Origin of the sequence: Streptococcus suis, assembly GCF_002964045.1 — a bacterium.
In the GTDB taxonomy this organism is placed as follows: Bacteria; Bacillota; Bacilli; order Lactobacillales; family Streptococcaceae; genus Streptococcus; species Streptococcus suis_U.
The window spans coordinates 1-25,880 of the sequence record NZ_POPB01000619.1 but is presented as its reverse complement, the minus strand read 5'-3'; the positions used below and the strand labels follow the sequence as shown (position 1 = coordinate 25,880).

Below are 25,880 nucleotides of genomic sequence, written 5' to 3'. Positions count from 1 at the left end.
GTTTTTTTGATATTAATTATCTATATTTTTAAACACACATGACTAAAATATAAAACATTTTGGATATGTGTGTTTTTATACTGTAAAAAACTATGCTAAATGTATATATAATTGTATTTCTTGCATATTAGATAAGATTTTTTCGATTTTATTGACTATATTTTTAAAATGTAGTAAAATAATAAAAAAAGTAATATATGGAGAAACTATGGAGTCAAAAAACGAAAAATTTATGCGGCTAGCTGAAGCTAGAACGAATTCTGCAATACAAAAAATACAGTTGATTGGAAATCTAGCTAATACTAGAAACTACTCATATGATAAACAAGAAGTTGATGAGATTTTTAAAGCAATTGAACGTGAGTTATTGCGAACGAAAAAATTATTTGAGATAGAGTTATCTAAAGAAAGTTCTCACTTCAGTTTTTCAAAATTTAAAGGAGAGTAAGGATGAATAATTGGGTATTTCCACACGGGGAAAATTTGACGCCGAGAGGAGTTAATGATCCGGCAATTAATTCTTTTTTGGATAATGTAATTGATTCATTGACAAGAGAAGTGATTCAAAATTCTTTAGATGCTAAAGATGGAGATTCTAAGAACCCTGTAATTGTAACTTTTGATTTTGGTTCTATTAAGCCAATTGATATTCCGGGAGTAAATACTATAAAAAGTGTAGCAATCCCAAATTCTCTTGATTTCTGGAGAAAAAAGGGAAACAGTGGAACTATTGAGTATTTAGAATTATTTAAAAAAACTTTAGACAAAGAATCGTTAAATATATTAAAAATAAGCGATTATAATACTATAGGTTTGGATGCAAAAAGCTATGATGCTTTAGTTATTGGGAATGGGTATACGGAGAAACCGAATCAAAATGCTGCTGGTAGCAAAGGGATTGGGAAAGCTGCACCATTTGCGATTTCAGATTTGCGATTAGTTTTTTATAACACAGTACCCAAAACAGATTCTATCAAGCATGTAGGAGTTTTAAATTTTGTTTCATTTAATTTAAACTTAGAAAATGCATCTGATATTACTCAAGAGCGTGCAACTTATCGAGATTCTGAACTAAATTATATTCCGAATCAAATTAGTTTTGGTTTTCCTGAACGAGAATCAACTGAATTTGGAACTGATTTATATATTATTGGTTTACGTGAAATTGATGATGATTGGGAAATGAGGATACTATTGTCATCTGTAAATAACTTTTTAGTATCTATTTTGGAGAATAAACTAGTTGTTAGAGTCAATGAAAAAACATTAGATAAAGATAGCTTAGTAGATATAATTGAATTGTTAGATGGCTTCCCAATGGGGCTAGCTGAAAAAAGAATTTTTGAAAATACAAAGAATTACTTGGATGCACTTACACACATTGATAGGAAAGAATTTTCGCTTGATAATCGATTTGAGAAATATAAATTCATAAAATCAATGGAAGATGGAAAATTATTTTTGTTAAAAAGAGAGTCTGCAAATAGAGCTATTTTACAAACTAGACTTTCTGGAATGAAAATTTATGATAGACGAAGCATCAGTGGGAATATTAATTTTACTGGAGTTTTTCGTGCCACTGGTTTTGAATTTGATGAATTCTTAAGGCAATTAGAGAATACGAATCATACTGATTGGAGTGTAGACCAAGCCCGAGAAAAGGATCGAAAAGTTGCTAAACAGCTGCTGAAGGATTTGTTTGACTGGTATAAAGAAAGTGTAAAGAACTCATATGAAGTTGCACCTGAAGATATTGTAGATGCATTTGGATTAAGAGATTTTTTACCGCTATTATCAGGGAGTCAAGGCGAGGAAAAAGTAATTGATTCAGGAACAAAGAGAAGTGTTGAATCTGTGGAATTAAAAAGAAATAACAATAAAATACAATTAACTAGGGACTCTGATGATCAAGATAGTGAATTAGAAAAACTACTGACAGAAGCTGGTTTTGAATTTAATGAAGGTGAGAATGAATTTGGCGTAGATAAGAAGAAAAAAAGACGGAGTTTCAAAGATAAACTTAATCTATTTAATTCAATCAGAAAAGAAAAACTAGTTGATTCGACAAATTTATTTTCATTGAAAATAGTTGCGAAAGATACAAGTCAAGGAAAGTATTTATTATTAATAAAGCCCCAAAAAGACATGAAAAATATTGAGTTGGATTTAAAATATATTGGTGAAGATGGAGGGGCGACGAAGGCTGTTATCCTAGAGGCTCAATCTGGAACTAATAAAGTAAAATTACATCATTCAAATATTAGAGTATCAAAAATGAAAAAGGATACAATTGCCTCTATTGAAGTAAAAATTGAAACTAAACTATTAGTAAAAATGTCCGGAGTTATTTATGAAGTTAAAGTCTGAAATTTTTCCATATCCTGTTTTAAGTAGTGAATTAGATGATTTTTCTAATGGGAAATTTGAATCAAGAATTTCCCAAAAAGTTATTAGTTTTACAAAGATAGAATTATTAATTGACTTTGTGTTAGAAAATTTTGAGTTAAATAAATTGATAGAAGATGGTGATGCGGTCTTTGCGATACACATAGAAGGGTTGGCCTCATCTTTTAGAAAGCTATATATTTTGAATAAAGGAGAATGGAGTAAGAAGATAGAATTGAGTTCTGATAATGTTCCCTCCAAAATCTTTATAAATACAATGATAATTGCTAATAATACAATTTCTAACTATAGAAATTCTGGATTTAATGAGGAGTATTATGGAAGGCAGTTAATAATTGAGGAAATAGATAAAGGTAGTATTCTTGCTTATGATACAATGGCAGAGTTAGAAGTTAATTTTTCAAACTTAGAAAAGCCAACTCTAAAATCAATGATTAGGGTAGCTTCTAAAAAGCAGAATTTCATGAATGTTGATTTTGATGGAGATGTAATAATCGTAAATTTGCCTGAAAAATCGTTTATTGCCTATACACAATTGTCAAGCTCAAGCATTTCTAAACAAAAATTATTATTATCAACAATAATTTTGCCAGCACTTACCATGATAGTGGAAAATATTAAGCATGGTCGTGTTGATGACGAAACAAGATGGTACGAGTCATTATGTAGATTGCTTGAAAAAATTGGATTGAGTTTAGATAAGATTCTTACGGAAGATATCGATTCGATGATAGTTGCACAACAATTATTGGATTTTCCTTTAGATGATGCGTTGTATAGTTATTACAGTGAGGAAGAGAATTTATGAACAATATCAAATATCTTTCTGATAAATTCTTGGATGAATTTAAAACAAATTTTGAACAAAAGTATTTACCGTTATATGTGAACAATGATATTCAAAGTATAAATGATTTATTTACATATTCTGAAAATGTCATTGATTCTGATACTGAATTTTGTTATCGTGAATTAATTTTAGAATCGGAAGTTCCGGGGGCACAGATTGAAAATCTGAAAATTATATGGGAATCACTGAAAAATTTAAGTGTGGCAGAAGCAGAAAGTGAGAAAATTTGGGTTGCCCTAGAAAATACCTATTATTTGAATTATCATTTGGATCAATTAGAGCTATTAAAAGGTGCTAAAAGAGAACAGAGTATTAAATCGAGAACAATTTTTAGTCAAGGGAAAAAAAGGTCGTTAATGATAAATAGTATTGCTTCACTTTGGTGGATTGCTTTCTATACATATGATGACAGCTTGACTAATCCGTATTATTACTCGGAGAGATTTTTATCAGGTTCTTATAGGGGAAATGCGGTAGCGTATTTTTCAAGTAATTTGGTATCTAATAAGAATATTGTTTTAGGTACCTTACAGGCGATTTACGAGTTGGTAGACGAGGGATTGATGAAGGAAAATAGATATTCTTATACAAATGCCAATAAAATATTAAATCTTATTGGAGGGGTAGTAGTGTTAGATTTCTTAACCAGAGCGGAAATTAAAGAAATTGTGAAAAAGAATTTACTCAATATGGAAAACATCATGGTTCTCAAGTGATTAATATACTATTGGTTTGTACAGAACTTTTATACACTAGTCAATAAAAAACACACCGGTTGATAGGAAATTTTTAGAAACCGGTGTGTTTAAATGTATTAAATATATTTTATTAGAATCCGTTTAGTCGAGTGTTTTTATATATTCCCCAATTTTTCGTACGATTTCTGTTACGAGGGCATTTCCCATAAAGAACATACGCATTTTATCAGAAACCTCTACAATGGAGCCATCTGCTAATTTTTTCTGCTTAGTCCAATCATCTGGGAAATCTTGCAATCGTTCCGCTTCTACTGGAGTTATCAAACGATAGCGATTGTTCACATTGATAAAGTGAGTGGAGCGATTGACAGTACCTTCGGAAGTCAACATAGTTCGTCCAGGTAGATTTAGGTCATCAGTTGGTGACATTCCGCCTTCCGAATAAGTATAGGTATGACCGTCTGCCGAAGTTCTTTCAATTTTTTTAGGACCTCGGAGATATTGGAATTTTTCTAGTTTAGCAGGGTCTGTCAAAAAGTATTTCTCAGGTACATCTTTTTCATCTTGTAAGATTTCTCCAAGAGTGATTGGTTGACCTTCATAGGCACACTGAGTATCGACGGAATAGTATTTGCCGTGTCTCATGACACCTGTATTCCAAACTGTACCTGTGAAATTGTCTGATACTTCGACAATATCATTCGCCAATTCGTAGTAGACTTGGCGATTTTTTATTGGTGTTGATTTAATTGGGAACTGAGTAGCAAACAAACCTGAATGGAAAAGATACTCATTGTAGCGATTTTCGTTAAACACAGTTTCAGTGTTTTCAAATTGTTCGTCAAGTCTTTTTGCAAAAGTGGTATCATTTCGATAAACAAAGAAGAAGACACGACGGCGACGTTGACTACGTCCGTATTCAGCAGCATTGATAACCCGCCATTCAACCGAGTAACCAAGATTGTTAAATGCTGTCAACATGATTGCAAAGTCACGTCCTCTTTGTTTAGAAGGTGCTTTTAATAGACGGTCAACATTTTCCAAAATAAGATACTTGGGTTTGGTGATTCGAGTGGCACGGATAATTTCCCAAAAAAGAACTCCTTTTTTTCCTTCAATTCCCTGTTCGTTCTTCTTGCTTCGTGCAACAGAATAGTCTTGGCATGGAAAACCACCAACAATCATGTCTGGATTCATCTCAGCAAACTTTTCGTCAGAAATTTCCGAGATACTAATATTTATGTTTTCACTATCTGGAAAATGCAAATCGTAAACTTCAAAAGCATCCTGTGATTTTCGAGAAGGCTCCCATTGATTTGCCCATTTAGTTTGGAAGTAATCTTTGTCAGCATTTTCAAGACCGATGCGAAAACCGCCTACACCGGCAAAGAGTTCGAGAATATTCATTTTTTCTCCTCAAGTTCATTTAATACTATCTATTATAACGTAAAAAACAATTTCGATCAAGGATTTTTATTTGATATAATAGAGCTATAGGAATTTAGTAGGAAATTTAATATGGAAAAACACTTATTCAATTATGATGAAACAGACATTCAAAGTATTCTTGATTATTCTCAACATTTATTAGATAGGTCACTTGGTGAAATTATTGCGGAATACCAGGTTTCGCCATTTAAAACTTATCGAGATTTTCAAGATGGGACAATCTCAGAAATTGTTGATAAAGAAATCAGCATGAAATCTAAGGGGCAATATGGCAATTACATAGAAAAGTATTTCTATGGATATCAGCCCAATAGTGATTCTGCCGCTGACTTTGATAAGGTTGGAGTAGAATTAAAAGTAACACCTTTTAAAGTAAACAAGAATGGAACAATTAGTGCAAAAGAACGGTTAGTTTTAACAATATTAAACTATATGGAGGAAAATCTAGATGACTTTTACTCCACTCATCTATGGCAAAAATGCTCTAAAATACTCCTGCTGTTCTACAATGGCCTCATTCAAGGTCAGACCATGTCAGATTATATTATTGAAAAAGTCTTCTTGTATGAATGGTTTGAGGAGGATATGGAGGTCATTCTTGAGGATTATAATCGCATTGTAGAGAAGATTAAGCAAGGGAAAGCCCATGAACTTTCCGAATCAGATGGGAACTATTTATCTACCTGTACAAAAGGTGCAGGGAAAGGAAAAGATTTTCGTATTCAGCCGTTTAGTGACACTCTAGCAAAACAACGGGCTTGGGAATTAAAGTCAAGTTACATGACATATTTGATCAATCATAAGATTTTTAATCAAGTAGATCAAGAAAGTATTCTCGCAACTGCCAGAGGAGAGAAAAAATCTTTTACACAGGTTATTGCTGATAAAATATTAGTCTATAAAGGATTTTCTGAGGAAGAATTATATAGTCGATTTGAAGTGAATCCGAAAGCAAAAGGAAAAAATAGTACCTTAGTTAAAAATATTTTGGGATTAACTGGTGACCTTGATAAGACACAAGAATTTCAAAAAGCCAACATGAATCTACGAGTTATTCGTGTAGATAAAAATGGGCTACCAAAAGAGGATTCTCCGTTTAAAACTTATCAATTTGAAGAATTGGCTAATAATGATGTTTGGGAGGAATCACATCCATATTTGGAGATTTGCAATAAACGATTTCTATTTGTTATCTTTAGAGAAGTATCAGATAAGTTATTTGTGTTAGATGGTATAAAGTTTTGGGGATTTCCGGATAGGCTAATTCCTGAGATTCAACGAGTTTGGAATGAAACACGAAACATTATTCGAGATGGAGTTGAACTGAAGCTAAATGGTAATAAAGTCTCGACAAACTTTCCTCAAAGTAAAGTAAATACAATTTTATTTACAAAAATTCATGCTCAAAATACCTACTACGAAATCCGACCAAATGAATTCGTAGGGAAAGGTAAGTTATCAGATACGGATTGCTTACCCGACGGTAGAAGGATTACAAAGCACTCATTTTGGATTCCTAAAAAATTCTTGAAAGAAGTTCTATCGGGTAAGTGGGATTAAAGTTATTGTTGAAAGGAATATATGATTCAAACCAATTCTTACCAACCCCACCTCCCCTCCCTCATCCCTTTCGGTTTCATCTTTACCGACAATCGTTACATCTACCGTGAGGTCTTCATGGAGGGGCAGTTTGAGGCGGTGGTAGAGGTTGATGAGGCTGGTCAGCTGTCGTCCTATGTCTGGGATTGTGAGATGGAGGAGGTCTATACTGCCCATCTGGTGACTGCGCCAGCAGGGGCTTTTGTGGGGCAGGTGCGTGAGGCTTATCAGTCCATTTTGGCTCGGGTAGAGGAAGCCTGCTGTATCGCTCTGCCATTTTCCAAAGACCAAAGTAACCGTCTAGCCCAGCTCATCAAGGAGCAGTGGGGTGACCTTCCTGACTATCCCTTTGCCAAGTTGCCGACCTATGGGGCTTTTCGCCATCCCAACAATAACAAGTGGTACGCCCTGGTCAGTCAGATTCCGAGGGACAAGCTGGATGGGAGCGGTTCTCAAGAAGAGGTGGAGATTGTCAATCTCAAGGTTGACGGTCGGGAAATAGCAGAGCTGCTGAGTCAGTCGGGCATCTTCCCTGCCTACCATATGTCGAAGAAGGCCTGGGTGTCAGTCTTACTCGATGATACAGTGGAGGACCAGACGGTGTTTGCCCTCCTTGAGAAAAGTCGCCATCTGGTAGGACCGAAATCCTACAAGGCGGCGCAAGGACCTGATTACTGGGTTATTCCAGCCAATCCCAAGGTCTATGATATTGATACCGAATTTGCAGAAAATAAGGTAGTCTATTGGCCGCAAAAATCAACCATTCAAGCTGGGGACATCGTTGCCATTTATGTCACGGCACGTGTACAGGCCATTCGCTATGTCTGTCGTGTCTTGGGGTCGAATCTAGAAAATCATGGACAATCAGACATTCCGACAGAAAAGAAACTCATGCAGGTGGAATTGCTCGCTCAGTTTTCCGATGATGTTTTGCCGATAGCGCGCATGATGGACTTGGGAGTCAAGGCGGTGCGTGGTCCTAGACGCTTGACAGAGGGTGTGATAGAAGTACTGACATCCGAAGTGAATAACCTCCATTAAATTATCAGAATATTTAATAAAAAGACTTTACAAGTAGGTAAAAAAGAGTATAATAGGGTGTATAAATTTAAGGAGGTAAGGTATGAAGAAAAGCTTCATTCATCAGCAAGAGGAGATTTCTTTCGTCAAAAATACATTCACTCAGTATTTGAAAGACAAGCTAGAAATCGTAGAAGTGCAAGGACCGATTTTGAGTCGTGTCGGGGATGGTATGCAGGATAATTTGTCCGGTGTGGAGAATGCGGTTACTGTTAATGTCAAGTTAATTCCAGATGCGACCTATGAAGTGGTTCACTCACTTGCTAAGTGGAAGCGTCATACCTTGGCTCGATTCGGTTTTAATGAGGGAGAAGGGCTCTTTGTTCACATGAAGGCTCTTCGTCCTGACGAGGATTCCTTGGATCCCATTCACTCAGTATACGTGGATCAGTGGGATTGGGAAAAGGTCATCCCTGATGGTCGTCGCAACTTGGCTTATTTGAAAGAAACTGTGGAGCAGATTTACAAGGCTATCCGTCTGACAGAGTTGGCAGTGGAGGCTCGTTATGACATTGAGTCTGTTTTGCCTAAGAAAATCACCTTTATCCACACAGAGGATTTGGTCAAGAACTTCCCAGACTTGACACCAAAAGAGCGTGAGAACGTGGTTGCCAAAGAATACGGTGCAGTTTTCCTAATCGGTATCGGCGGTGAACTGGCAGATGGGAAACCACATGATGGACGTGCACCAGACTATGATGACTGGACAAGCCCATCAGAAGCAGGCTACAAAGGACTCAATGGCGACATCTTGGTTTGGAATGAAGCGCTTGGATCAGCCTTTGAGTTGTCATCAATGGGGATTCGTGTGGATGAAGAAGCGTTGAAGCGCCAGGTTGCTATTACAGGCGACGAGGACCGTTTGGAATTTGATTGGCATCGTGCCCTGTTGAATGGTCTCTTCCCGCTTTCAATCGGTGGCGGTATCGGTCAATCCCGTTTGGCCATGTTCTTGCTTCGTAAGAAACATATCGGTGAAGTTCAATCTAGCGTATGGCCACAGGAAGTGCGAGATAGTTTTGAAAATATTTTGTAAGAGGTTGATTTTCAATCTCTTTTCTTTTTCTTCTCAATCAACTGCCTGAAAACATTTACAACAAGATTATCTGTGATTTTTGCGCCAATCTATGATATACTTTTTTAGTTAAATTAAAATATATAGAGGATATTATGACAAAACTAAGAGAAGACATCCGTAACGTAGCCATTATTGCCCACGTTGACCACGGAAAAACAACCCTCGTTGATGAATTATTGAAACAATCTCAAACCCTTGATGAACGTACGCAGTTGGATGAGCGTGCCATGGACTCAAACGACATCGAAAAAGAGCGTGGTATCACTATCCTAGCTAAAAACACTGCTGTAGCTTACAACGGTACTCGTATCAACATCATGGATACGCCAGGACACGCGGACTTCGGTGGTGAGGTTGAGCGTATCATGAAAATGGTTGACGGTGTTGTCCTTGTCGTGGATGCTTACGAAGGAACCATGCCACAGACCCGCTTCGTATTGAAAAAGGCTCTTGAGCAAAACTTGACACCAATCGTCGTTGTTAACAAGATTGACAAGCCATCTGCTCGTCCAGAAGAAGTTGTGGATGAAGTGCTTGAACTCTTCATCGAATTGGGTGCAGATGATGACCAGTTGGAATTCCCAGTGGTTTACGCATCAGCTATCAACGGTACTTCATCTTTGTCTGACAATCCAGCAGACCAAGAAGAAACAATGGCACCAATCTTTGATACCATCATCGAGCATATCCCTGCACCAGTGGATAACTCAGATGAGCCTTTGCAGTTCCAAGTATCCCTTTTGGACTACAACGACTTCGTAGGTCGTATCGGTATCGGTCGTGTCTTCCGTGGAACTGTTAAAGTAGGTGACCAGGTTACCCTTTCTAAACTAGATGGCACAACGAAAAACTTCCGTGTTACTAAACTCTTCGGTTTCTTCGGTCTTGAGCGTAAAGAAATCCAAGAAGCAAAAGCTGGTGATTTGATTGCCGTTTCTGGTATGGAAGATATCTTCGTAGGTGAAACAGTGACACCTACTGATACGGTTGAGCCACTTCCAGTTCTTCGTATTGATGAACCAACACTTCAAATGACTTTCTTGGTCAACAACTCACCATTTGCAGGTCGTGAAGGAAAATGGGTGACTTCTCGTAAGATTGAAGAGCGCCTTTTGGCTGAATTGCAAACGGACGTTTCTCTTCGTGTAGAAGCTACAGACTCTCCAGATAAATGGACTGTTTCAGGTCGTGGTGAATTGCACTTGTCTATCTTGATTGAAACTATGCGTCGTGAGGGCTATGAGCTTCAAGTATCACGTCCAGAAGTTATCATCAAGGAAATCGACGGCGTGAAAATGGAGCCATTCGAGCGCGTGCAAATCGATACTCCAGAAGAATACCAAGGTTCTGTTATCCAATCCCTATCTGAGCGTAAGGGTGATATGTTGGATATGGTTGCGACAGGAAATGGTCAAACTCGTCTTGTATTCCTTGTGCCTGCGCGTGGGTTGATTGGATATTCAACAGAATTCCTTTCAATGACTCGTGGTTACGGTATCATGAACCATACCTTCGACCAATACTTGCCAGTTGTTCAAGGTGAGATCGGTGGTCGTCACCGTGGTGCCCTAGTTTCTATCGATCAAGGTAAGGCAACGACATACTCAATCATGCGTATCGAAGAGCGTGGTACAATCTTTGTCAACCCAGGTACTGAGGTTTACGAAGGAATGATTATCGGTGAAAACTCACGTGAAAATGACTTGACCGTTAACATCACAACTGCTAAACAAATGACCAACGTTCGTTCAGCAACCAAAGATCAAACGTCTGTAATTAAGACGCCACGTATCTTGACTCTTGAAGAATCACTAGAATTCTTGAACGATGATGAATACATGGAAGTAACGCCTGAATCTATCCGTCTTCGTAAGCAAATCTTGAACAAGGCAGAGCGTGATAAGGCTGCGAAGAAGAAAAAATTAGCAACTGAGGAATAATTTCTAGGAGATTTTGCATGTTTTATTTAATCCTTGCGATCATGCTAGCCCTGTTTTATATATTTGTGGCACCCAAATATGTCAAAGGGACGATAAATCTGATTGTAGCAGTATTTATTTTAGTGCTTCTTTCGATTGCGTTAATTCTAGGATTCTTGAAAATGATGCAACTGTCAATAGAAATATTGCTTGGTATCGTCATGGTTCTAATTGGACTTTTGGCGATGCGGGATATTCACAATCTAGATAGTTCTCCTAAAGGAAAATAAGTTAATAATAGAATAAAAGGCTGGACAGGTAGTCCGGCCTTTTTTCTCAGGTTTTTAGGGTATAAAAAATAGCCCAAACTAGTGTTCAGGCTATTTGTAATGTTTATTCTTTATCAATTTTCTTTTCTAATTTTTCAAGTTGTCTTGCAGCAAAGTCTCGACCACCTAAACCGAAGGCAAGGGCGAAGGCAACTGCCAGTGCACCAAGAACAATTGTGAAGGTTGATTGAACGATATGTTGTGCAAACTTCAATTGATCGAGAGCCATGAAGACGGCAAATACGATAATCAAGTAGCGAACAATTGTGATAACAAGAGGGCTATCCGTAACTTTTTGTAGGAAGTTAGCTACTAGATTGCTTGCGATGATGGCCAATATAACAATAGCAAGAGCGCTGATAAGTGATGGAAGGTAGGCAAGCAAGGCAGAACCAACAGAATTAAATACTTCAAGGTTCAATACTTGGATAGCTTGGATAAAGAAGAAAACGATGATGATAGCACGAACGACTTGCGTAATGATAGCTGACAATTCAAAGTTAGCATCTTCTTTAGCGAATAGGTATTTAGAGTAGTTGTTGATACCAGCAGTTTCAAGAAGATTTTCAAGAAGGTTGCCAATCAATTTAGCTACGAAGCTACCAACTGCAATCAAAATAAGGGCAACCAAAACATTTGGTAGGATACCGATGACTTGATTAAGAATCGTAACGATTGGTTGAGAAATACTTGTGATACCAAGTGTTTCCAAGGCTAAGGTCAAGATTGGGATGAAAATCAAGACATAAACAACAGTTGATAGGACAGAAATGAGTTGTTTGGTATCAATAGGCAGTTTCTCTTGTCCAGTTACTTTTGCATACCAAGTATCGATATCCAAACGTTCTAGGACACCAGTTAATAGACCTTTGATAAATTTGCAGAAGAAAGTTCCAACAAAGAGAATCAAACCAGCTGCGATCATGTTTGGAATAAAGGCAAAGAATTTCTCAAACATGCTAGAGATTGGATCTACCGTGCTGCTGATATTCAAACCAGACAAGATAGATGGAAGGAAGAAAAGAATAACAAGGAAGTAAACGAGTTGTCCAAGAGTTTTGATGAGCGACTGCCCGTTATCTTCGGGCTTGATGACACCCCACTCTTGTAACTTTTGAGAAAACTGGATTTTGTTTAAACCAGATAGGGTTAACTTTCGTAATAAACTAGCCAAAGAAAAGGCAATGATTACGAGAACAATCATCCGTATGACTCCTGGTAAAGCAGAAAGCAATGGATAGAATAAGCTATCGATTATATTAGTCATATAATACTCCTTATAATAAAATATTTTTTCAAAACTAGTTTATCATGTTTATGTGTCCTTAACAAATAATATGACTTTTGAGGCTATTCCTAGTATTTACACTCCCTCCTGCTTGAAAAAGGTTCCTGTAAAGGGTAAAATAAAGTGTTAGAAAGTATAGGTAATTGAGATGAAGATGATTAAAGAATTACAAAATAAAAAAGTATTGGTCTTGGGTTTGGCCAAGTCTGGGGAGTCAGCAGCTCGTCTCCTGGACAAATTGGGTGCTATCGTCACGGTTAACGATGGAAAGCCTTTTGAAGAAAATCCGACTGCTCAATCTTTGTTGGAGGACGGCATCCGAGTTATTTGCGGGAGCCATCCAATTGAATTATTGGATGAAGACTTCGCCTTGATGGTGAAAAATCCAGGAATTCGCTATGATAATCCTATGGTTGAAAAAGCAATTGGCAAAGGCATTCCAGTATGGACAGAGGTTGAATTGGCCTACTTGGTATCTGATGCTCCAATCGTTGGGATTACAGGTTCGAACGGCAAGACAACGACAACGACCATGATTGCAGAAGTCTTGAATGCAGGAAATAAACCTGCAAAATTATGTGGAAATATTGGTTACCCAGCATCTTCGGTCGCTCAAACTGCAACTGCAGAAGATACCTTGGTCATGGAATTATCGTCTTTCCAGCTAATGGGGACAGCATCTTTCCGCCCACATATCGCTGTTGTGACCAATCTCATTGCCAGTCACATTGATTATCATGGGACTTTTGAGGACTATGTAGCAGCCAAATGGATGATTCAGCGTCAGATGACGGCTGAGGATTTTGTGGTGCTCAACTTCAACCAGAAAGAAGCCAAGGAATTGGCTGGACAGACCAAGGCAACGGTTGTCCCCTTTTCAACTCAGGAAGTGGTTGATGGAGCTTACTTAGCAGATGGAAAACTTTATTTCAAGGGTGAATACATCATGGATGCTGACCAAATTGGTGTTCCAGGTTCACACAATGTTGAAAATGCCTTGGCAACTATTGTGGTTGCAAAATTGTTGGGAGTAGATAATCAAGCCATTCAGGAAAGTTTGTCTGCCTTTGGAGGAGTCAAACACCGCTTGCAATTTGTAGGCGAAATCAAGGGTATTTCCTTCTACAACGATAGTAAGTCTACCAATATCTTGGCGACTCAAAAAGCTCTTTCAGGGTTTGACAACAGCAAGGTTATTTTGATTGCAGGTGGCTTGGACCGTGGCAATGAGTTTGATGAATTAGTCCCTGATTTGGTCGGACTAAAGAAAATGGTAATTCTTGGTCAATCAGCTCCCCGTGTTCAACGTGCTGCAGATAAGGCAGAAGTGGAAACGATAGAAGCTCTTGACATTGCGGATGCGACTAGAAAAGCCTTTGCCATGGCAGAAAAAGGAGATATCGTCCTTTTGAGTCCAGCCAATGCAAGCTGGGATATGTATGCCAATTTTGAGGTACGTGGCGACGTCTTCTTACAGACCTTTGAGGAGTTGAAATAATCATGAAAAAAATTGTTTTTACAGGCGGAGGGACTGTTGGGCATGTGACGCTCAATCTCCTTTTGATTCCGCGATTTTTGGAAGAAGGCTGGGAAGTCCACTATATTGGTGATGGGAATGGTATTGAGCATGAGCAAATTGTCAAATCTGGTCTAAATGTTCGTTTCCATTCGATTGCAACAGGGAAATTACGCCGTTATTTCTCTTTCCAAAATATGTTGGATGTATTTAAAGTCGGTTTCGGTGTTCTTCAATCCTTGGCCATTATTGCTAAAATTCGTCCGCAAGCTCTTTTTTCAAAAGGTGGATTTGTATCGGTTCCGCCAGTTATTGCGGCCAATTTATTACGAGTACCGGTCTTTATTCATGAATCAGATTTGTCCATGGGCTTAGCCAATAAAATTGCCTATAAATTTGCGACAACCATGTATAGTACTTTTGAGCAACCTGCCAGCTTGACTAAAGTAAAACATGTTGGTGCGGTTACAAAAGTGGGGCAAACGAATGACAAAGTTACACCAATTCAGTTGCCAGAAATTCTCAGTCACTTCGATAAAAGTCTGCCGACCTTACTGTTTGTAGGCGGTTCGGGTGGTGCCAAGGTCTTTAATGATTTAATCAGTCAGAATAGTGCTGCTCTGACCGAACGATTCAATATTATCAATTTGACAGGGGATAGTAGTCTCAACCAATTAGATAAAAACCTATATAGAGTTGACTATGTGACAGAACTTTATCAACCCTTGATGGATTTAGCGGATGTCGTTATTACCCGTGGTGGTTCCAATACTCTGTTTGAGTTGATTGCCATGCAACAACTCCATTTGATTGTGCCACTAGGACGGCAGGCCAGTCGAGGGGACCAGATTGAAAATGCGCAATATGCGGAGAAAAAAGGGTATTCAAAACAAATTGATGAAAGTCAATTAACCTTGGACTCCTTGTTAGTTGAAGTAGAAGATTTGTTGAAGAATAAAGAGTTTTACATTCAAAATATGGCCAATTCAAATGAGATTCAATCTGTTGACAGCTTTTATGACTTACTGAGAAAAGATATGGAAAGGTAAGGAAATGGCTGATATAGATTCAAGAGTTGAACAAGAAAAAATTAAAAATGAAATCAACTCCATAGATGTTCCTGAAATGGAAGCGACTAATGAGGAGAAGAGTGCTTTTTTTGAACAATGGAAGGCTAAGCATGAGGCATTTTTAGCAAATCAACATGAAATTGATAGCTTGCATTCAGAAACGGATGTAGAGAAAAAGGATAAAACACCCCTGTTTCAAGGTATTCAAAAAGCAAAGAAAAAGAAAAAACCAAAAGGGACAGCATCAGACTCAATTGTTAAACGTCCAAGGTTTACAGTTCCTTCGAAAGTTTTGTGGAGGTCGGCTCCAATACTGGCAACAAGCATCTTGATGGCGGCTCTTGCGCTTTACTTTATCTCACCAATGAGTAAAAATAAATACCTTTCAGTGAGTGGGAATAATCAACTTAGTGTTGAACAAGTAGAAAAATTTAGTAATATTTCTCAAAAAGATTATATTTTAACAATATTTTTGAATGCTAGTGCATATGCTGAAAATATAAAGAAAAGCAGCCCTGCGGTAGAGTCAGCGACAATTCATTTTAAGTTTCCAAGTAGTTTTGAAATCACGATTAAAGAATTTCCGATTATTGGTTATCTCGCTAAGGATAGTCAGTTATACTCAGTTTTGTCAAATGGAGCTGTGATGTCCGAGCCTGTGGTTGCAGAAGCTTTACCTGCAAACTATACAACAATCAATCTCTCTGACCAAGAAATGGTTAAAAAGTTGGCTATTGAACTTGGAAAGATAGATGAATCAGTTCGAACGGTGATACAGTCAATCGATCTTACTCCTAGTTCAGTGACAGCTGATTTAATGACAATGAAGATGGTTGACGGTAATACGGTAATAGTTCCATTAAGTGAATTATCTCAAAAAATGAAATACTATTCAAAAATTGCATTGGAAGTAACTGTACCAACTACGATAGACATGGAAGTTGGAATTTATAGTTATGCTAGTTAAGATAGTATATTCGTAAAGAAAATATGGTGTAGAAAAATAATAAATAATAACCTTTATAATCGTCATTATTTGATAAAATATGGTATAATGAAAGATGACTAATTATACTATTTTTTAAAAATGGAAGATGATTTGTTAATGTTGGAAGTAAGAGAGGACTGACAGAATGGCTAGAAACGGCTTTTTTACGGGATTAGATATTGGTACAAGCTCCGTTAAAGTCTTGGTTGCAGAATATATTGATAATGAAATGAATGTGATTGGCGTCAGCAATGTAAAGAGTGCTGGTGTTAAGGATGGAATTATTGTAAATATTGATGTTGCAGCAGGTGCAATTAGAAAAGCACTTGAACAAGCAGAAGAAAAATCAGGTATTCGTATTGATAAAGTGAATGTTGGATTGCCTGCCAATCTTCTGCAAATTGAACCAACTCAAGGAATGATTCCGGTTACGACGGATTCACAAGAAATTACTGACCTAGATGTTGAAAATGTTGTCAAATCAGCACTAACAAAGAGTATGACTCCTGAACGCGAAGTTATTTCATTTATTCCAGAAGAGTTCACTGTTGATGGTTTCCAAGGAATCAAGGACCCTCGTGGAATGATGGGAATTCGTTTAGAGATGCGTGGGATGTTATATACAGGTCCACGAACGATTTTACATAATCTTCGTAAAACAGTTGAACGTGCGGGTGTTCAAGTAGAGAATATTGTGATTTCTCCACTTGCATTAACTCGGTCGGTATTAAACGAAGGAGAGCGTGAGTTTGGAGCTTCAGTCATTGATTTGGGTGGAGGACAGACAACAGTTGCTGTTATGCGTGGACAGGAGTTGCAATACACAAATATCTATCAAGAGGGTGGCGATTACATCACAAATGATATTTCGAAAGTTTTGACAACATCTAAAAGTATCGCTGAGAACTTAAAATATAATTTCGGTATTGCTTATCCTCAGGAAGCAAGTGATAAGGAGAAATTTACAGTTGAAGTAATTGGTGAAAATACACCAGTTGAAGTTTCAGAATTGTATCTCTCAGAAGTTATTGCTGCTCGCCTTCGACAAATTTTTGAACGAGTAAAACACGACTTGGAGCGAACTCGTGCTCTTGATTTACCAGGTGGAATTGTTTTAGTTGGCGGAGGTGCTATTTTACCTGGAGTTACTGAGTTAGCTCAAGAAGTTTTTGGAGTTGGTACAAAATTATTTGTTCCAAATCAGATTGGTATCCGAAATCCTGCTTTTGCCAATGTCATTAGCATTGTAGAGTATGTAGGAGAATTGGAGGAGGTTGAACAAATTGCCCAACATGCAGTTAGTGGGGAAATTAGTTTGAGACATAAGCCAATTGAAATCACTGCACCTCGTCAACGAATTACTCAACCTATACAAAAAGAAATTTTACCTGAAATACAAGAAGTTGAGCGTGAAGAACCTGTAATTCCTATTTATCAAGAGGAAGAAGATATTCAATCAACAGGTAAAAATAATTTTTCAGATCGAATTCGTGGCTTCTTTGGCAGTATGTTTGAATAAGAGAATAGAAAAGGTGATGTAAACTATGGCATTTTCATTTGAAGCAGCAGCAAGTCATGGTGCTGTCATTAAAGTAATTGGTGTCGGTGGTGGTGGAGGCAATGCCATCAACCGTATGATAGAAGAAGGGGTTGCTGGTGTTGAGTTTATCGCAGCAAACACAGATGTACAGGCCCTTAGTAGTTCTAAAGCTGAAACAGTTATACAATTAGGTCCCAAATTGACTCGTGGTTTGGGTGCCGGAGGTCAACCAGAAGTTGGTCGTAAAGCAGCTGAAGAAAGTGAAGAAGTATTGACAAATGTTCTTTCAGGAGCAGATATGGTCTTCATCACTGCTGGTATGGGCGGCGGCTCAGGTACAGGAGCGGCACCTGTTATTGCACGTATTGCTAAAAATCTTGGTGCACTGACTGTAGCAGTTGTGACTCGTCCATTTGGTTTTGAAGGAAACAAACGCGGAAACTTTGCTATCGAAGGTATTGAAGGTCTTCGCGAACAAGTAGATACTCTTTTGATTATTTCAAATAATAACCTTCTTGAAATCGTTGATAAGAAGACTCCGCTCTTGGAAGCTTTGAGTGAGGCAGACAACGTTCTTCGTCAGGGTGTTCAAGGGATTACAGACTTAATTACCAATCCTGGTTTGATTAACTTGGACTTTGCTGATGTGAAGACAGTTATGGAGAACAAGGGAAATGCTCTTATGGGTATTGGTATCGGTACTGGTGAGGACCGTGTTATTGAAGCGGCTCGTAAGGCGATTTACTCTCCTCTTCTTGAAACAACTATTGATGGCGCTGAGGATGTTATCGTAAACGTAACTGGTGGCTATGATATGACTTTGACAGAAGCTGAGGATGCTTCTGAAATTGTTAACCAAGCAGCGGGTCAAGGAGTAAATATCTGGTTAGGTACTTCAATTGATGAAACAATGAAAGATGAGATTCGTGTGACAGTGGTTGCTACGGGAGTTCGACAAGATAAAGTTGAAAAAACTGTCCGTCAACAACCAGAATCGACTGCTCCTCGTCAGACCCAGCGTTTTGATCATCCTGTTGCAAGTGCACCGACGAGAAGCACTGCTCCAAAAACTGAAAAACCAAAAGCATCTGCATTTGGTGAATGGGATCTTCGTCGTGAAAACTTGATTCGTCCAGTTACTGATTCAACCAATTCAGTTTCGGTAGAGAAGTTCACTATGGATCAAGATGAGGATGAGTTGGATACACCGCCATTTTTCCGTAATCGTTAATATGGATCTACAATATAATAAGGATAAAGTTTTTTCAGCTGTAGCTACGGCGGCTGAAAAAGCTGGTCGTTCTAAAGAATCAGTAGAAATAATAGCTGTCACAAAATATGTTGACAGCTCTATTGCTAATGAGCTTGTGAAAACTGGTATTTCTCATATTGGAGAAAATCGTGTTGATAAATTTATTGAAAAATATAATGCATTATCAGAATGTAACTTGACTTGGCATTTGATTGGAACTTTACAGAGACGAAAAGTGAAGGATGTTATCAACTTAGTAGATTATTTTCACGCTTTAGATTCTGTTAAACTTGCAAAAGAAATCGATAATCGCGCTCAAAAAGTAATTAAGTGTTTTTTACAAGTGAATATCTCAGGTGAAGTAAGCAAACATGGTTTTGCTTTATCCGAGCTTGAAAAATCAATTGCTGAAATTTCTCACTTTGAAAATATTGAGTTGGTTGGTTTAATGACAATGGCCCCATTTGAAGCTAGTCAAACTGAACTTCAATCAATATTTTCAAAAATGCAAGAGCTTCAAGTCGAGTTGTCATCACGATGTTTACCAAGAATGCCTTTTAATGAACTTAGCATGGGAATGAGTGGTGATTATGAGCAAGCAATTGCTCATGGAGCTACATTTGTACGAATTGGTTCAGCATTTTTCGAGTAATGTAATGAGAGGAGAAATAATGGCTTTCAAAGATACATTTAAAAATTTATTTAATTATTTTGAAGTTGATGATATAAATGAGGTCGAGGAACAAGAAAGTGCCTACTCAATGCCAAATGAACGCCCTAAAATGCGTGTAGCCAATACTACCAATTCAAGTCAAGAGTCTAACGAAAAAATAGAGACTCGAAGAGTAGTACGGTCAGAAAGTCAACTTCAACGCCAGAGTGAAAGAAAACAAGATATGATTTTGGAGCATACTGATAAAGAGTATGTAAAAACAATTATTGACATCAAATTTCCTAAACGCTATGAAGATGCACCTGAGATTGTTAATCTATTACTTGATAATGCAAGTATTTTAATAGATTTTCAATATATGTCTGAACAACAAGCTAGAAGATGTTTGGATTATTTAGATGGCGCACGTTCAGTCTTGTCTGGAAATTTGAAAAAAGTATCAAATACGATGTGGTTGTTGACTCCAGTTAATGTTACAGTCCATATTGAAGATTTAAGAAATGCCAATAACGGTCAAGCATCAGATTCACGATTTGATTTTGATATGAAACGGTAAATATATGCAGATCATTATTGTTATCGTATTAAAAATAGTTGAAATTTATTCCTATCTTTTATTGGCCTATGCTTTGTTGTCTTGGTTTCCAACTTTGTACACATCTAATTTAGGTCGCATCATCAGATGGTTAGTAGAACCGATTGTAAAACCATTTAGAAGTCTTCCTCTCCAATTCTTAGGTCTGGATTGGTCAGTGATGGTAGCTATGATTGCTTTAAATATAGGGACTAGACTTTTACTTCAATTGTTATATTTGTTTTCATAAGGATGAAGAAAGAAAATAATATATTGCAGCATTTTTCTAATGACGAGAAGGAGTTTGCTGAAAAGATTATTGATTTGTGTTACCAAGTAGAGAATACCTATTCTTATCGATTAACACAATTTATCAATCCTAGACAAGTGAGTATTGTCAATCAAATTGCTAATTATTTCCAACTATCAATGTATTTGATGGGAGAGAGTGCTCAATTTGAATATTCAAGAGTGATAATTGCCCCTGCTTACTATGAGTTGGACTATAAAAATTTTGAAGTGATGGCCTTAGAAATTTCCTATTCTCGAAAGTTCCATCAACTTTCTCATTCGCAGGTACTTGGGAGCTTCTTGCATCAACTTGGAATGAAAAGAGAGTTCTTAGGTGATATTTTTGTGGGTGAAGAAAAATTAGTTGTGATGATAGACCAAAAATTTGGTTATCTTGCAATACAAGAAGTCACAAAAATTGCAAGAGTTCCAGTAAAGATAAGTGAGACTGATTGGACAAGAATTGATTTTGATACAGATTCCAACAATAAAACAAAAGAAGTTCTCGTTTCAAGTTTGAGGTTGGATAAATTGATTGCTGTTGCATTCAATGTATCACGAACTTCAGCTACAAAATTGATTGAAAGTGGTCAAGTAAAGCTAGATTATGTTACAATTGAACAAACAAGTAAAATTGTAGAAATTGGTCAGTTAATTAGTGTGAGGAAATTCGGTAGAATTCATGTAGATGAATTTTTAGGTTTTTCTAAGCAAGGTAAGGTAAAATTAAAGTTGGACATTGTTAAAACTTAGGAGGAAAAATGGCACTAACAGCACTAGAATTAAAAGATAAAACCTTTGCTACAAAATTCAGAGGATATGATGCAGACGAAGTAGATGATTTTTTAGATATTGTCACTCGAGACTATGAGGAACTAATTCGTAAAAATCATGAACAAGAAACAGAGTTGAAAACACTTCGTGATCGTTTGGCATATTTTGATGAGATGAAAGAGTCATTAAGTAAATCAGTACTGTTGGCTCAAGACACTGCTGAGAAGGTGAAAACTGCAGCTGAAGAAAGAGCCGCAAATATTGTTAAACAAGCTGATTACGATGCTGCAACGCTTTTACATGAAGCAAAAGATAAGGCGAATGAAATTCTTCGTACTGCTACTGACAATGCGAAAAAAGTTGTAGTGGAAACAGAAGAATTAAAGAACAAATCTCGAATTTTCCACCAAAAATTGAAGTCGACGATCGAAAGTCAATTGTCGTTGGTAAATTCATCAGAATGGGATGAGATACTTCGTCCAACTGCTAGCTATATTCAAACAAGTGATGAAGCATTCCGTGATGTATTACATAAGGCACTTGAAGAAGAAGTTGATGTTGTCGAAGATAGCTTGGATTACACTCGTCAATTGACTGCTGAGGAAATTGCAGAGTTGACTCGCCAAGCAGCTGCATTTGAAGCGGAAGAGACAGTTGAAGAATAGTCATCATAAATAAAGATACGGTTTAATAGAAATATTTATAGCGAGTAGGAGATGGTGGAAGCCCTACATTCCCTTTCTATCAAATCATCACTTTATATGATTTTCCTTGAAAGAAGTAGGGGAAGACGTTTGTTCACGTTACGAACGTAGAGGGATAGGGGAAACTCTATCTAAACTAAGGTGGTACCACGAACTTTCGTCCTTATTGACGGAAGTTTTTTATTGTTTTTTATGATACGTTTAGAACTTGTAAATAAAGAAAATTTTAACGAGGTCTTGCAAGTCCAATTGGCACCTCAAGATCAGCGCCGTGTTGCATCGGTTGAATATTCTTTGGCACAGGCATGGCTGTATCGCGAGGAAGAGAATATACTTCCTTATGCGGTAAGATCTGGTCAGAAGGTCATTGGCTTTTTATTGTTATCCCTTCTAGCTGAGGACAAGAGCTACTATGTATGGCGTTTGTTGATTGATAAGGATTTTCAAAATCGTGGATTTGGTAAAGAAGTTATTCGGCAAGTGATTGGAAAGGCAAAGGCTGATCCACTTTGTCACAAGATTTCGATTCACTATGTCATTGGAAACCATAAAATGCGCTACATCTTAGAAAAATTCGGCTTTCAATCAGTTGGTATAGTTGGACAAGAAATAAAAATGGAATTAACTTTTTAAAAAGGAGATATAATGAAACTCAAAGAAACCCTTAATTTAGGCAAAACAGCATTTCCAATGCGTGCAGGATTGCCAACTCGCGAACCTGAATGGCAAAAGGCTTGGGATGAAGCAAACTTGTATGCTCGTCGCCAAGAACTCAATGAAGGCAAGCCTGCCTTCCACCTCCACGATGGCCCTCCATACGCTAACGGAAATATCCACGTTGGACACGCCTTGAACAAGATTTCTAAAGATATTATCGTTCGCTCTAAGTCAATGTCTGGCTTCCGTGCACCATTTGTACCGGGTTGGGATACGCATGGTCTTCCTATTGAGCAAGTCTTGGCAAAACAAGGGGTTAAGCGCAAGGAAATGGACTTGGTAGAATACCTTGAAATGTGCCGTGACTACGCTCTTAGCCAAGTTGACAAGCAACGTGATGATTTCAAACGCTTGGGTGTTTCTGCAGACTGGGAAAATCCATACATCACCTTGACAAAAGACTACGAAGCAGCTCAAATCCGTGTCTTCGGTGCTATGGCGGACAAGGGCTATATTTACCGCGGTGCCAAGCCTGTCTACTGGTCATGGTCATCTGAATCTGCCCTTGCAGAAGCTGAAATCGAATACCATGACATCGACTCCACATCTCTTTACTATGCCAACAAGGTCAAAAATGGCAAGGGACTCTTGGATACAGACAGCTACATCGTTGTCTGGACAACGACTCCATTTACAGTAACGGCTTCTCGCGGTTTGACAATGGGAGCAGACATTGACTATGTCGTGGTTCAACCAGCTGGTTCTGACCGTAAGTATGTCTTGGCAGAAGCCTTGGTTGATAGCTTGGCAGCCAAATTCGGTTGGGAATCCTTCGAAGTGATTTCAAAACACAAGGGTGCTGAATTTGAATACATCGTGACCGAACACCCATGGGATGCTGAAGTTGACGAATTGGTTATCTTGGGCGACCACGTCACAACGGACTCGGGTACTGGTATCGTCCATACGGCTCCAGGTTTTGGTGAGGATGACTACAATGTCGGTGTCAAATATGACTTGGAGGTTGCGGTAACTGTCAACGAACGTGGCTTAATGAATGAAGCTGCGGGTCCTGATTTTGAAGGGCAATTCTATGACAAGGTTGTACCAACGGTTAAGGAAAAATTAGGCGACTTGCTCCTTGCTAGTGAAGTGATCAATCACTCATACCCATTTGACTGGAGAACCAAGAAGCCAATCATCTGGCGTGCAGTGCCGCAATGGTTTGCCTCTGTTTCTAAATTCCGTCAGGAAATCTTGGACCAAATCGAAGCGACAACCTTCATTCCAGCTTGGGGTAAAACACGTCTTTACAACATGATCCGTGACCGTGGTGACTGGGTCATCTCTCGTCAGCGTGCTTGGGGTGTGCCGCTTCCAATCTTCTACGCTGAAGACGGTACAGCGATTATGACCAAGGAAGTGACAGACCACGTTGCTACCCTTTTTGAAGAGCATGGTTCTATCATCTGGTGGAAATCAGAAGCTAAAGATCTTTTGCCAGCTGGTTTCACTCATCCAGGTTCACCAAATTGCGAATTTACCAAAGAAACAGACATCATGGACGTATGGTTTGACTCTGGTTCATCTTGGAATGGTGTCATGAACGCCCGTGAAAACCTTGCTTACCCAGCAGACCTCTACCTAGAAGGTTCTGACCAATACCGTGGTTGGTTTAACTCATCCTTGATTACCTCTGTAGCCGTAAATGGGCATGCACCATACAAGGCTGTCTTGTCACAGGGCTTTGTCCTAGACGGTAAAGGCATGAAGATGTCTAAATCTCTAGGCAATACCATTCTGCCAAGTGATGTTGAGAAACAATTTGGTGCAGAAATCTTGCGATTGTGGGTGACATCCGTTGATACTTCAAACGACGTACGTGTGTCTATGGATATTCTTGGACAGGTTTCTGAAACCTACCGTAAAATCCGTAATACTCTTCGCTTCTTGATTGCCAACACTTCTGATTTCAATCCTGCAAGTGATGCAGTGGCTTACCAAGAGCTTCGTTCTGTTGACCAGTATCTCTTGGTGAAATTTAACAAATTGGTAGCCCAAATCCGTCAAGCCTACGATAACTATGACTTCATGGCTATCTACAAATCTGTAGTAAACTTTGTAACCCTTGACTTATCAGCCTTCTACCTCGATTTTGCCAAAGATGTTGTCTACATTGATGGTGCTAAATCACTTTCTCGTCGTCAGATGCAGACAGTTTTCTATGACATCTTGGTGAAAATTACCAAGCTCTTGACCCCAATCTTGCCACACACAGCAGAAGAAATTTGGTCATACTTGGAACACGAAGCAGAAGAGTTTGTACAATTGGCGGAAATACCAGAGGTGGAAACCTTTGCCAATGAAGCGCAGCTTTTGGCTGATTGGGAAAACTTTATGAACTTCCGAACTCAGGCACAAAAAGCCTTGGAAGAAGCGCGTAATGCCAAAGTCATCGGTAAGTCACTTGAAGCTCATTTGACTGCCTATGTCTCAGCTGAAACCAAGTCCTTCTTGGAGAGCTTGAATGTAGACCTTGCTCAGTTGCTCATTGTTTCAAACTTGACAGTAACCACGGAAGCAGCTCCTGAAAATGCACTTGTGGTGGATGAAGTTGCCTTTGCGGTAGAACGTGCAGCAGGTGAAGTGTGTGATCGTTGCCGCCGCATTGATACTAGCGTTGTAGAACGTAGTTATGGGGCAACAATCTGTGATCACTGTGCAAGCGTAGTGGAAGAGAACTTCCCAGAAGCAGTAGCTCAAGGTTTTGAAGCTTAAGTAATCCCAATATATTTGTTAAAGGTAACCGCCCAATAACAAAGTATATTGAAAAGGCTCCAAAGTCCTATCGACTCTGGAACCTTTTTCTATTTACATGCTCTCTTAATTTGTAACCGCCCAATAACAAGGTATCTATCTACTCACTCCCTCCTCCAGTATACTGTTAGAAAAACAAAACTGGAGGATTTATTATGTCACAGCCCATCGTCCCATTGACTGTTCCCCAATCTAGACACTTTGAGAAGAAAGGCAGAAACGATATTCTGATGAAAATTCGCCTCGGAAAGGTGGAAGTCACATTTTTCCAATCTATCAACCGTGAAGTAATGGAAATAATCTTGGATAAGGTACTGCACTATGACCA

General features: G+C 38.3%; 23 protein-coding genes. 21 read left to right on the top strand and 2 right to left on the bottom strand.

What is annotated here, in order from left to right; all coding sequences use genetic code 11:
• Nucleotides 1-208: 208 nt before the first annotated feature.
• From C1E99_RS13305 to C1E99_RS13290, 4 genes are read left to right on the top strand one after another with little or no spacing between them, the layout of a single operon-like run.
• Nucleotides 209-448 carry a hypothetical protein gene (locus C1E99_RS13305; RefSeq protein WP_105207768.1) on the top strand — a complete coding sequence of 80 codons (240 nt, stop codon included), beginning with the start codon at nucleotides 209-211 and terminating at the stop codon, nucleotides 446-448.
• A 2-nt stretch (nucleotides 449-450) separates the two neighbouring features.
• Nucleotides 451-2,367, top strand: coding sequence for a hypothetical protein (locus C1E99_RS13300; protein WP_105207767.1), 1,917 nt, complete (start codon nucleotides 451-453; stop codon nucleotides 2,365-2,367).
• Nucleotides 2,351-3,214 carry a hypothetical protein gene (locus C1E99_RS13295; protein WP_105207766.1) on the top strand — a complete coding sequence of 288 codons (864 nt, stop codon included), beginning with the start codon at nucleotides 2,351-2,353 and terminating at the stop codon, nucleotides 3,212-3,214. Before C1E99_RS13300 ends, C1E99_RS13295 begins: the two co-directional genes overlap by 17 nt.
• Nucleotides 3,211-3,972: a DUF6339 family protein gene (locus C1E99_RS13290; RefSeq protein ID WP_105207765.1), complete on the top strand. Its 762-nt coding sequence runs from the start codon at nucleotides 3,211-3,213 to the stop codon at nucleotides 3,970-3,972. The genes C1E99_RS13295 and C1E99_RS13290 overlap by 4 nt, the downstream gene beginning before the upstream one ends.
• A 123-nt stretch (nucleotides 3,973-4,095) precedes the next feature.
• Here C1E99_RS13290 and dcm read toward each other — a convergent pair whose 3' ends face one another.
• Nucleotides 4,096-5,361 carry a DNA (cytosine-5-)-methyltransferase gene (gene dcm / locus C1E99_RS13285; protein WP_105207764.1) on the bottom strand — a complete coding sequence of 422 codons (1,266 nt, stop codon included), beginning with the start codon at nucleotides 5,359-5,361 and terminating at the stop codon, nucleotides 4,096-4,098.
• 111 nt (nucleotides 5,362-5,472) lie between these two features.
• Here dcm and C1E99_RS13280 point away from each other — a divergent pair, with 111 nt between their 5' ends.
• The 5 genes from C1E99_RS13280 to C1E99_RS13260 all read left to right on the top strand — a co-directional run bounded on the left by C1E99_RS13280 (nucleotide 5,473) and on the right by C1E99_RS13260 (nucleotide 11,369).
• Nucleotides 5,473-6,963, top strand: a complete 1,491-nt coding sequence (locus C1E99_RS13280) for a Sau3AI family type II restriction endonuclease (RefSeq protein ID WP_105207763.1) — start codon at nucleotides 5,473-5,475, stop codon at nucleotides 6,961-6,963.
• 21 nt (nucleotides 6,964-6,984) lie between these two features.
• Entirely contained in the window at nucleotides 6,985-8,043 is a 1,059-nt protein-coding gene (locus C1E99_RS13275; RefSeq protein ID WP_105207762.1) for an MmcQ/YjbR family DNA-binding protein, read from the top strand.
• Between the two features lie 82 nt (nucleotides 8,044-8,125).
• Nucleotides 8,126-9,118 carry an aspartate--ammonia ligase gene (gene asnA / locus C1E99_RS13270; RefSeq protein WP_015646534.1) on the top strand — a complete coding sequence of 331 codons (993 nt, stop codon included), beginning with the start codon at nucleotides 8,126-8,128 and terminating at the stop codon, nucleotides 9,116-9,118.
• A 134-nt stretch (nucleotides 9,119-9,252) separates the two neighbouring features.
• Entirely contained in the window at nucleotides 9,253-11,100 is a 1,848-nt protein-coding gene (gene typA, locus C1E99_RS13265) for a translational GTPase TypA (RefSeq protein WP_024399145.1), read from the top strand.
• A 17-nt stretch (nucleotides 11,101-11,117) separates the two neighbouring features.
• A complete protein-coding gene (locus tag C1E99_RS13260; RefSeq protein WP_105207761.1) occupies nucleotides 11,118-11,369 on the top strand; it encodes a DUF3165 family protein in 252 nt (83 codons plus the stop codon).
• A gap of 103 nt (nucleotides 11,370-11,472) precedes the next feature.
• Here C1E99_RS13260 and C1E99_RS13255 read toward each other — a convergent pair whose 3' ends face one another.
• Nucleotides 11,473-12,675, bottom strand: a complete 1,203-nt coding sequence (locus C1E99_RS13255) for a mechanosensitive ion channel (RefSeq protein ID WP_105207760.1) — start codon at nucleotides 12,673-12,675, stop codon at nucleotides 11,473-11,475.
• Nucleotides 12,676-12,844: 169 nt separating this feature from the next.
• Between C1E99_RS13255 and murD the strand changes: the two genes are divergently transcribed.
• The 12 genes from murD to ileS all read left to right on the top strand — a co-directional run bounded on the left by murD (nucleotide 12,845) and on the right by ileS (nucleotide 25,513).
• Nucleotides 12,845-14,194: a UDP-N-acetylmuramoyl-L-alanine--D-glutamate ligase gene (murD, locus tag C1E99_RS13250; protein ID WP_105108055.1), complete on the top strand. Its 1,350-nt coding sequence runs from the start codon at nucleotides 12,845-12,847 to the stop codon at nucleotides 14,192-14,194.
• 2 nt (nucleotides 14,195-14,196) lie between these two features.
• The gene (locus tag C1E99_RS13245) at nucleotides 14,197-15,261 is read left to right on the top strand and encodes a UDP-N-acetylglucosamine--N-acetylmuramyl-(pentapeptide) pyrophosphoryl-undecaprenol N-acetylglucosamine transferase (protein ID WP_105207759.1); all 1,065 of its coding nucleotides are present in this window, start codon (nucleotides 14,197-14,199) and stop codon (nucleotides 15,259-15,261) included.
• Nucleotides 15,262-15,265: 4 nt separating this feature from the next.
• Entirely contained in the window at nucleotides 15,266-16,249 is a 984-nt protein-coding gene (locus C1E99_RS13240; RefSeq protein WP_105207758.1) for a cell division protein FtsQ/DivIB, read from the top strand.
• Between the two features lie 166 nt (nucleotides 16,250-16,415).
• Nucleotides 16,416-17,789 carry a cell division protein FtsA gene (ftsA, locus tag C1E99_RS13235; protein ID WP_105207757.1) on the top strand — a complete coding sequence of 458 codons (1,374 nt, stop codon included), beginning with the start codon at nucleotides 16,416-16,418 and terminating at the stop codon, nucleotides 17,787-17,789.
• A gap of 25 nt (nucleotides 17,790-17,814) precedes the next feature.
• Complete coding sequence (gene ftsZ, locus C1E99_RS13230) at nucleotides 17,815-19,041, top strand: cell division protein FtsZ (protein ID WP_105207756.1); 1,227 nt, start codon at nucleotides 17,815-17,817, stop codon at nucleotides 19,039-19,041.
• A 1-nt stretch (nucleotide 19,042) separates the two neighbouring features.
• Nucleotides 19,043-19,714, top strand: a complete 672-nt coding sequence (locus C1E99_RS13225; protein ID WP_105207755.1) for a YggS family pyridoxal phosphate-dependent enzyme — start codon at nucleotides 19,043-19,045, stop codon at nucleotides 19,712-19,714.
• A 19-nt stretch (nucleotides 19,715-19,733) separates the two neighbouring features.
• The gene (locus tag C1E99_RS13220; protein ID WP_105207754.1) at nucleotides 19,734-20,291 is read left to right on the top strand and encodes a cell division protein SepF; all 558 of its coding nucleotides are present in this window, start codon (nucleotides 19,734-19,736) and stop codon (nucleotides 20,289-20,291) included.
• Nucleotides 20,292-20,295: 4 nt separating this feature from the next.
• Nucleotides 20,296-20,559: a YggT family protein gene (locus C1E99_RS13215; protein ID WP_105108048.1), complete on the top strand. Its 264-nt coding sequence runs from the start codon at nucleotides 20,296-20,298 to the stop codon at nucleotides 20,557-20,559.
• A 2-nt stretch (nucleotides 20,560-20,561) separates the two neighbouring features.
• Nucleotides 20,562-21,353 (top strand): RNA-binding protein, encoded by a 792-nt coding sequence (locus tag C1E99_RS13210; RefSeq protein WP_105108047.1) that lies wholly within the window; start codon nucleotides 20,562-20,564, stop codon nucleotides 21,351-21,353.
• An 8-nt stretch (nucleotides 21,354-21,361) separates the two neighbouring features.
• Entirely contained in the window at nucleotides 21,362-22,039 is a 678-nt protein-coding gene (locus C1E99_RS13205; protein ID WP_105207753.1) for a DivIVA domain-containing protein, read from the top strand.
• Nucleotides 22,040-22,270: 231 nt separating this feature from the next.
• The gene (locus C1E99_RS13200; RefSeq protein ID WP_105207783.1) at nucleotides 22,271-22,711 is read left to right on the top strand and encodes a GNAT family N-acetyltransferase; all 441 of its coding nucleotides are present in this window, start codon (nucleotides 22,271-22,273) and stop codon (nucleotides 22,709-22,711) included.
• A 12-nt stretch (nucleotides 22,712-22,723) separates the two neighbouring features.
• Nucleotides 22,724-25,513, top strand: coding sequence for an isoleucine--tRNA ligase (gene ileS, locus C1E99_RS13195; RefSeq protein ID WP_105207752.1), 2,790 nt, complete (start codon nucleotides 22,724-22,726; stop codon nucleotides 25,511-25,513).
• The last annotated feature ends 367 nt before the right edge of the window (nucleotides 25,514-25,880 follow it).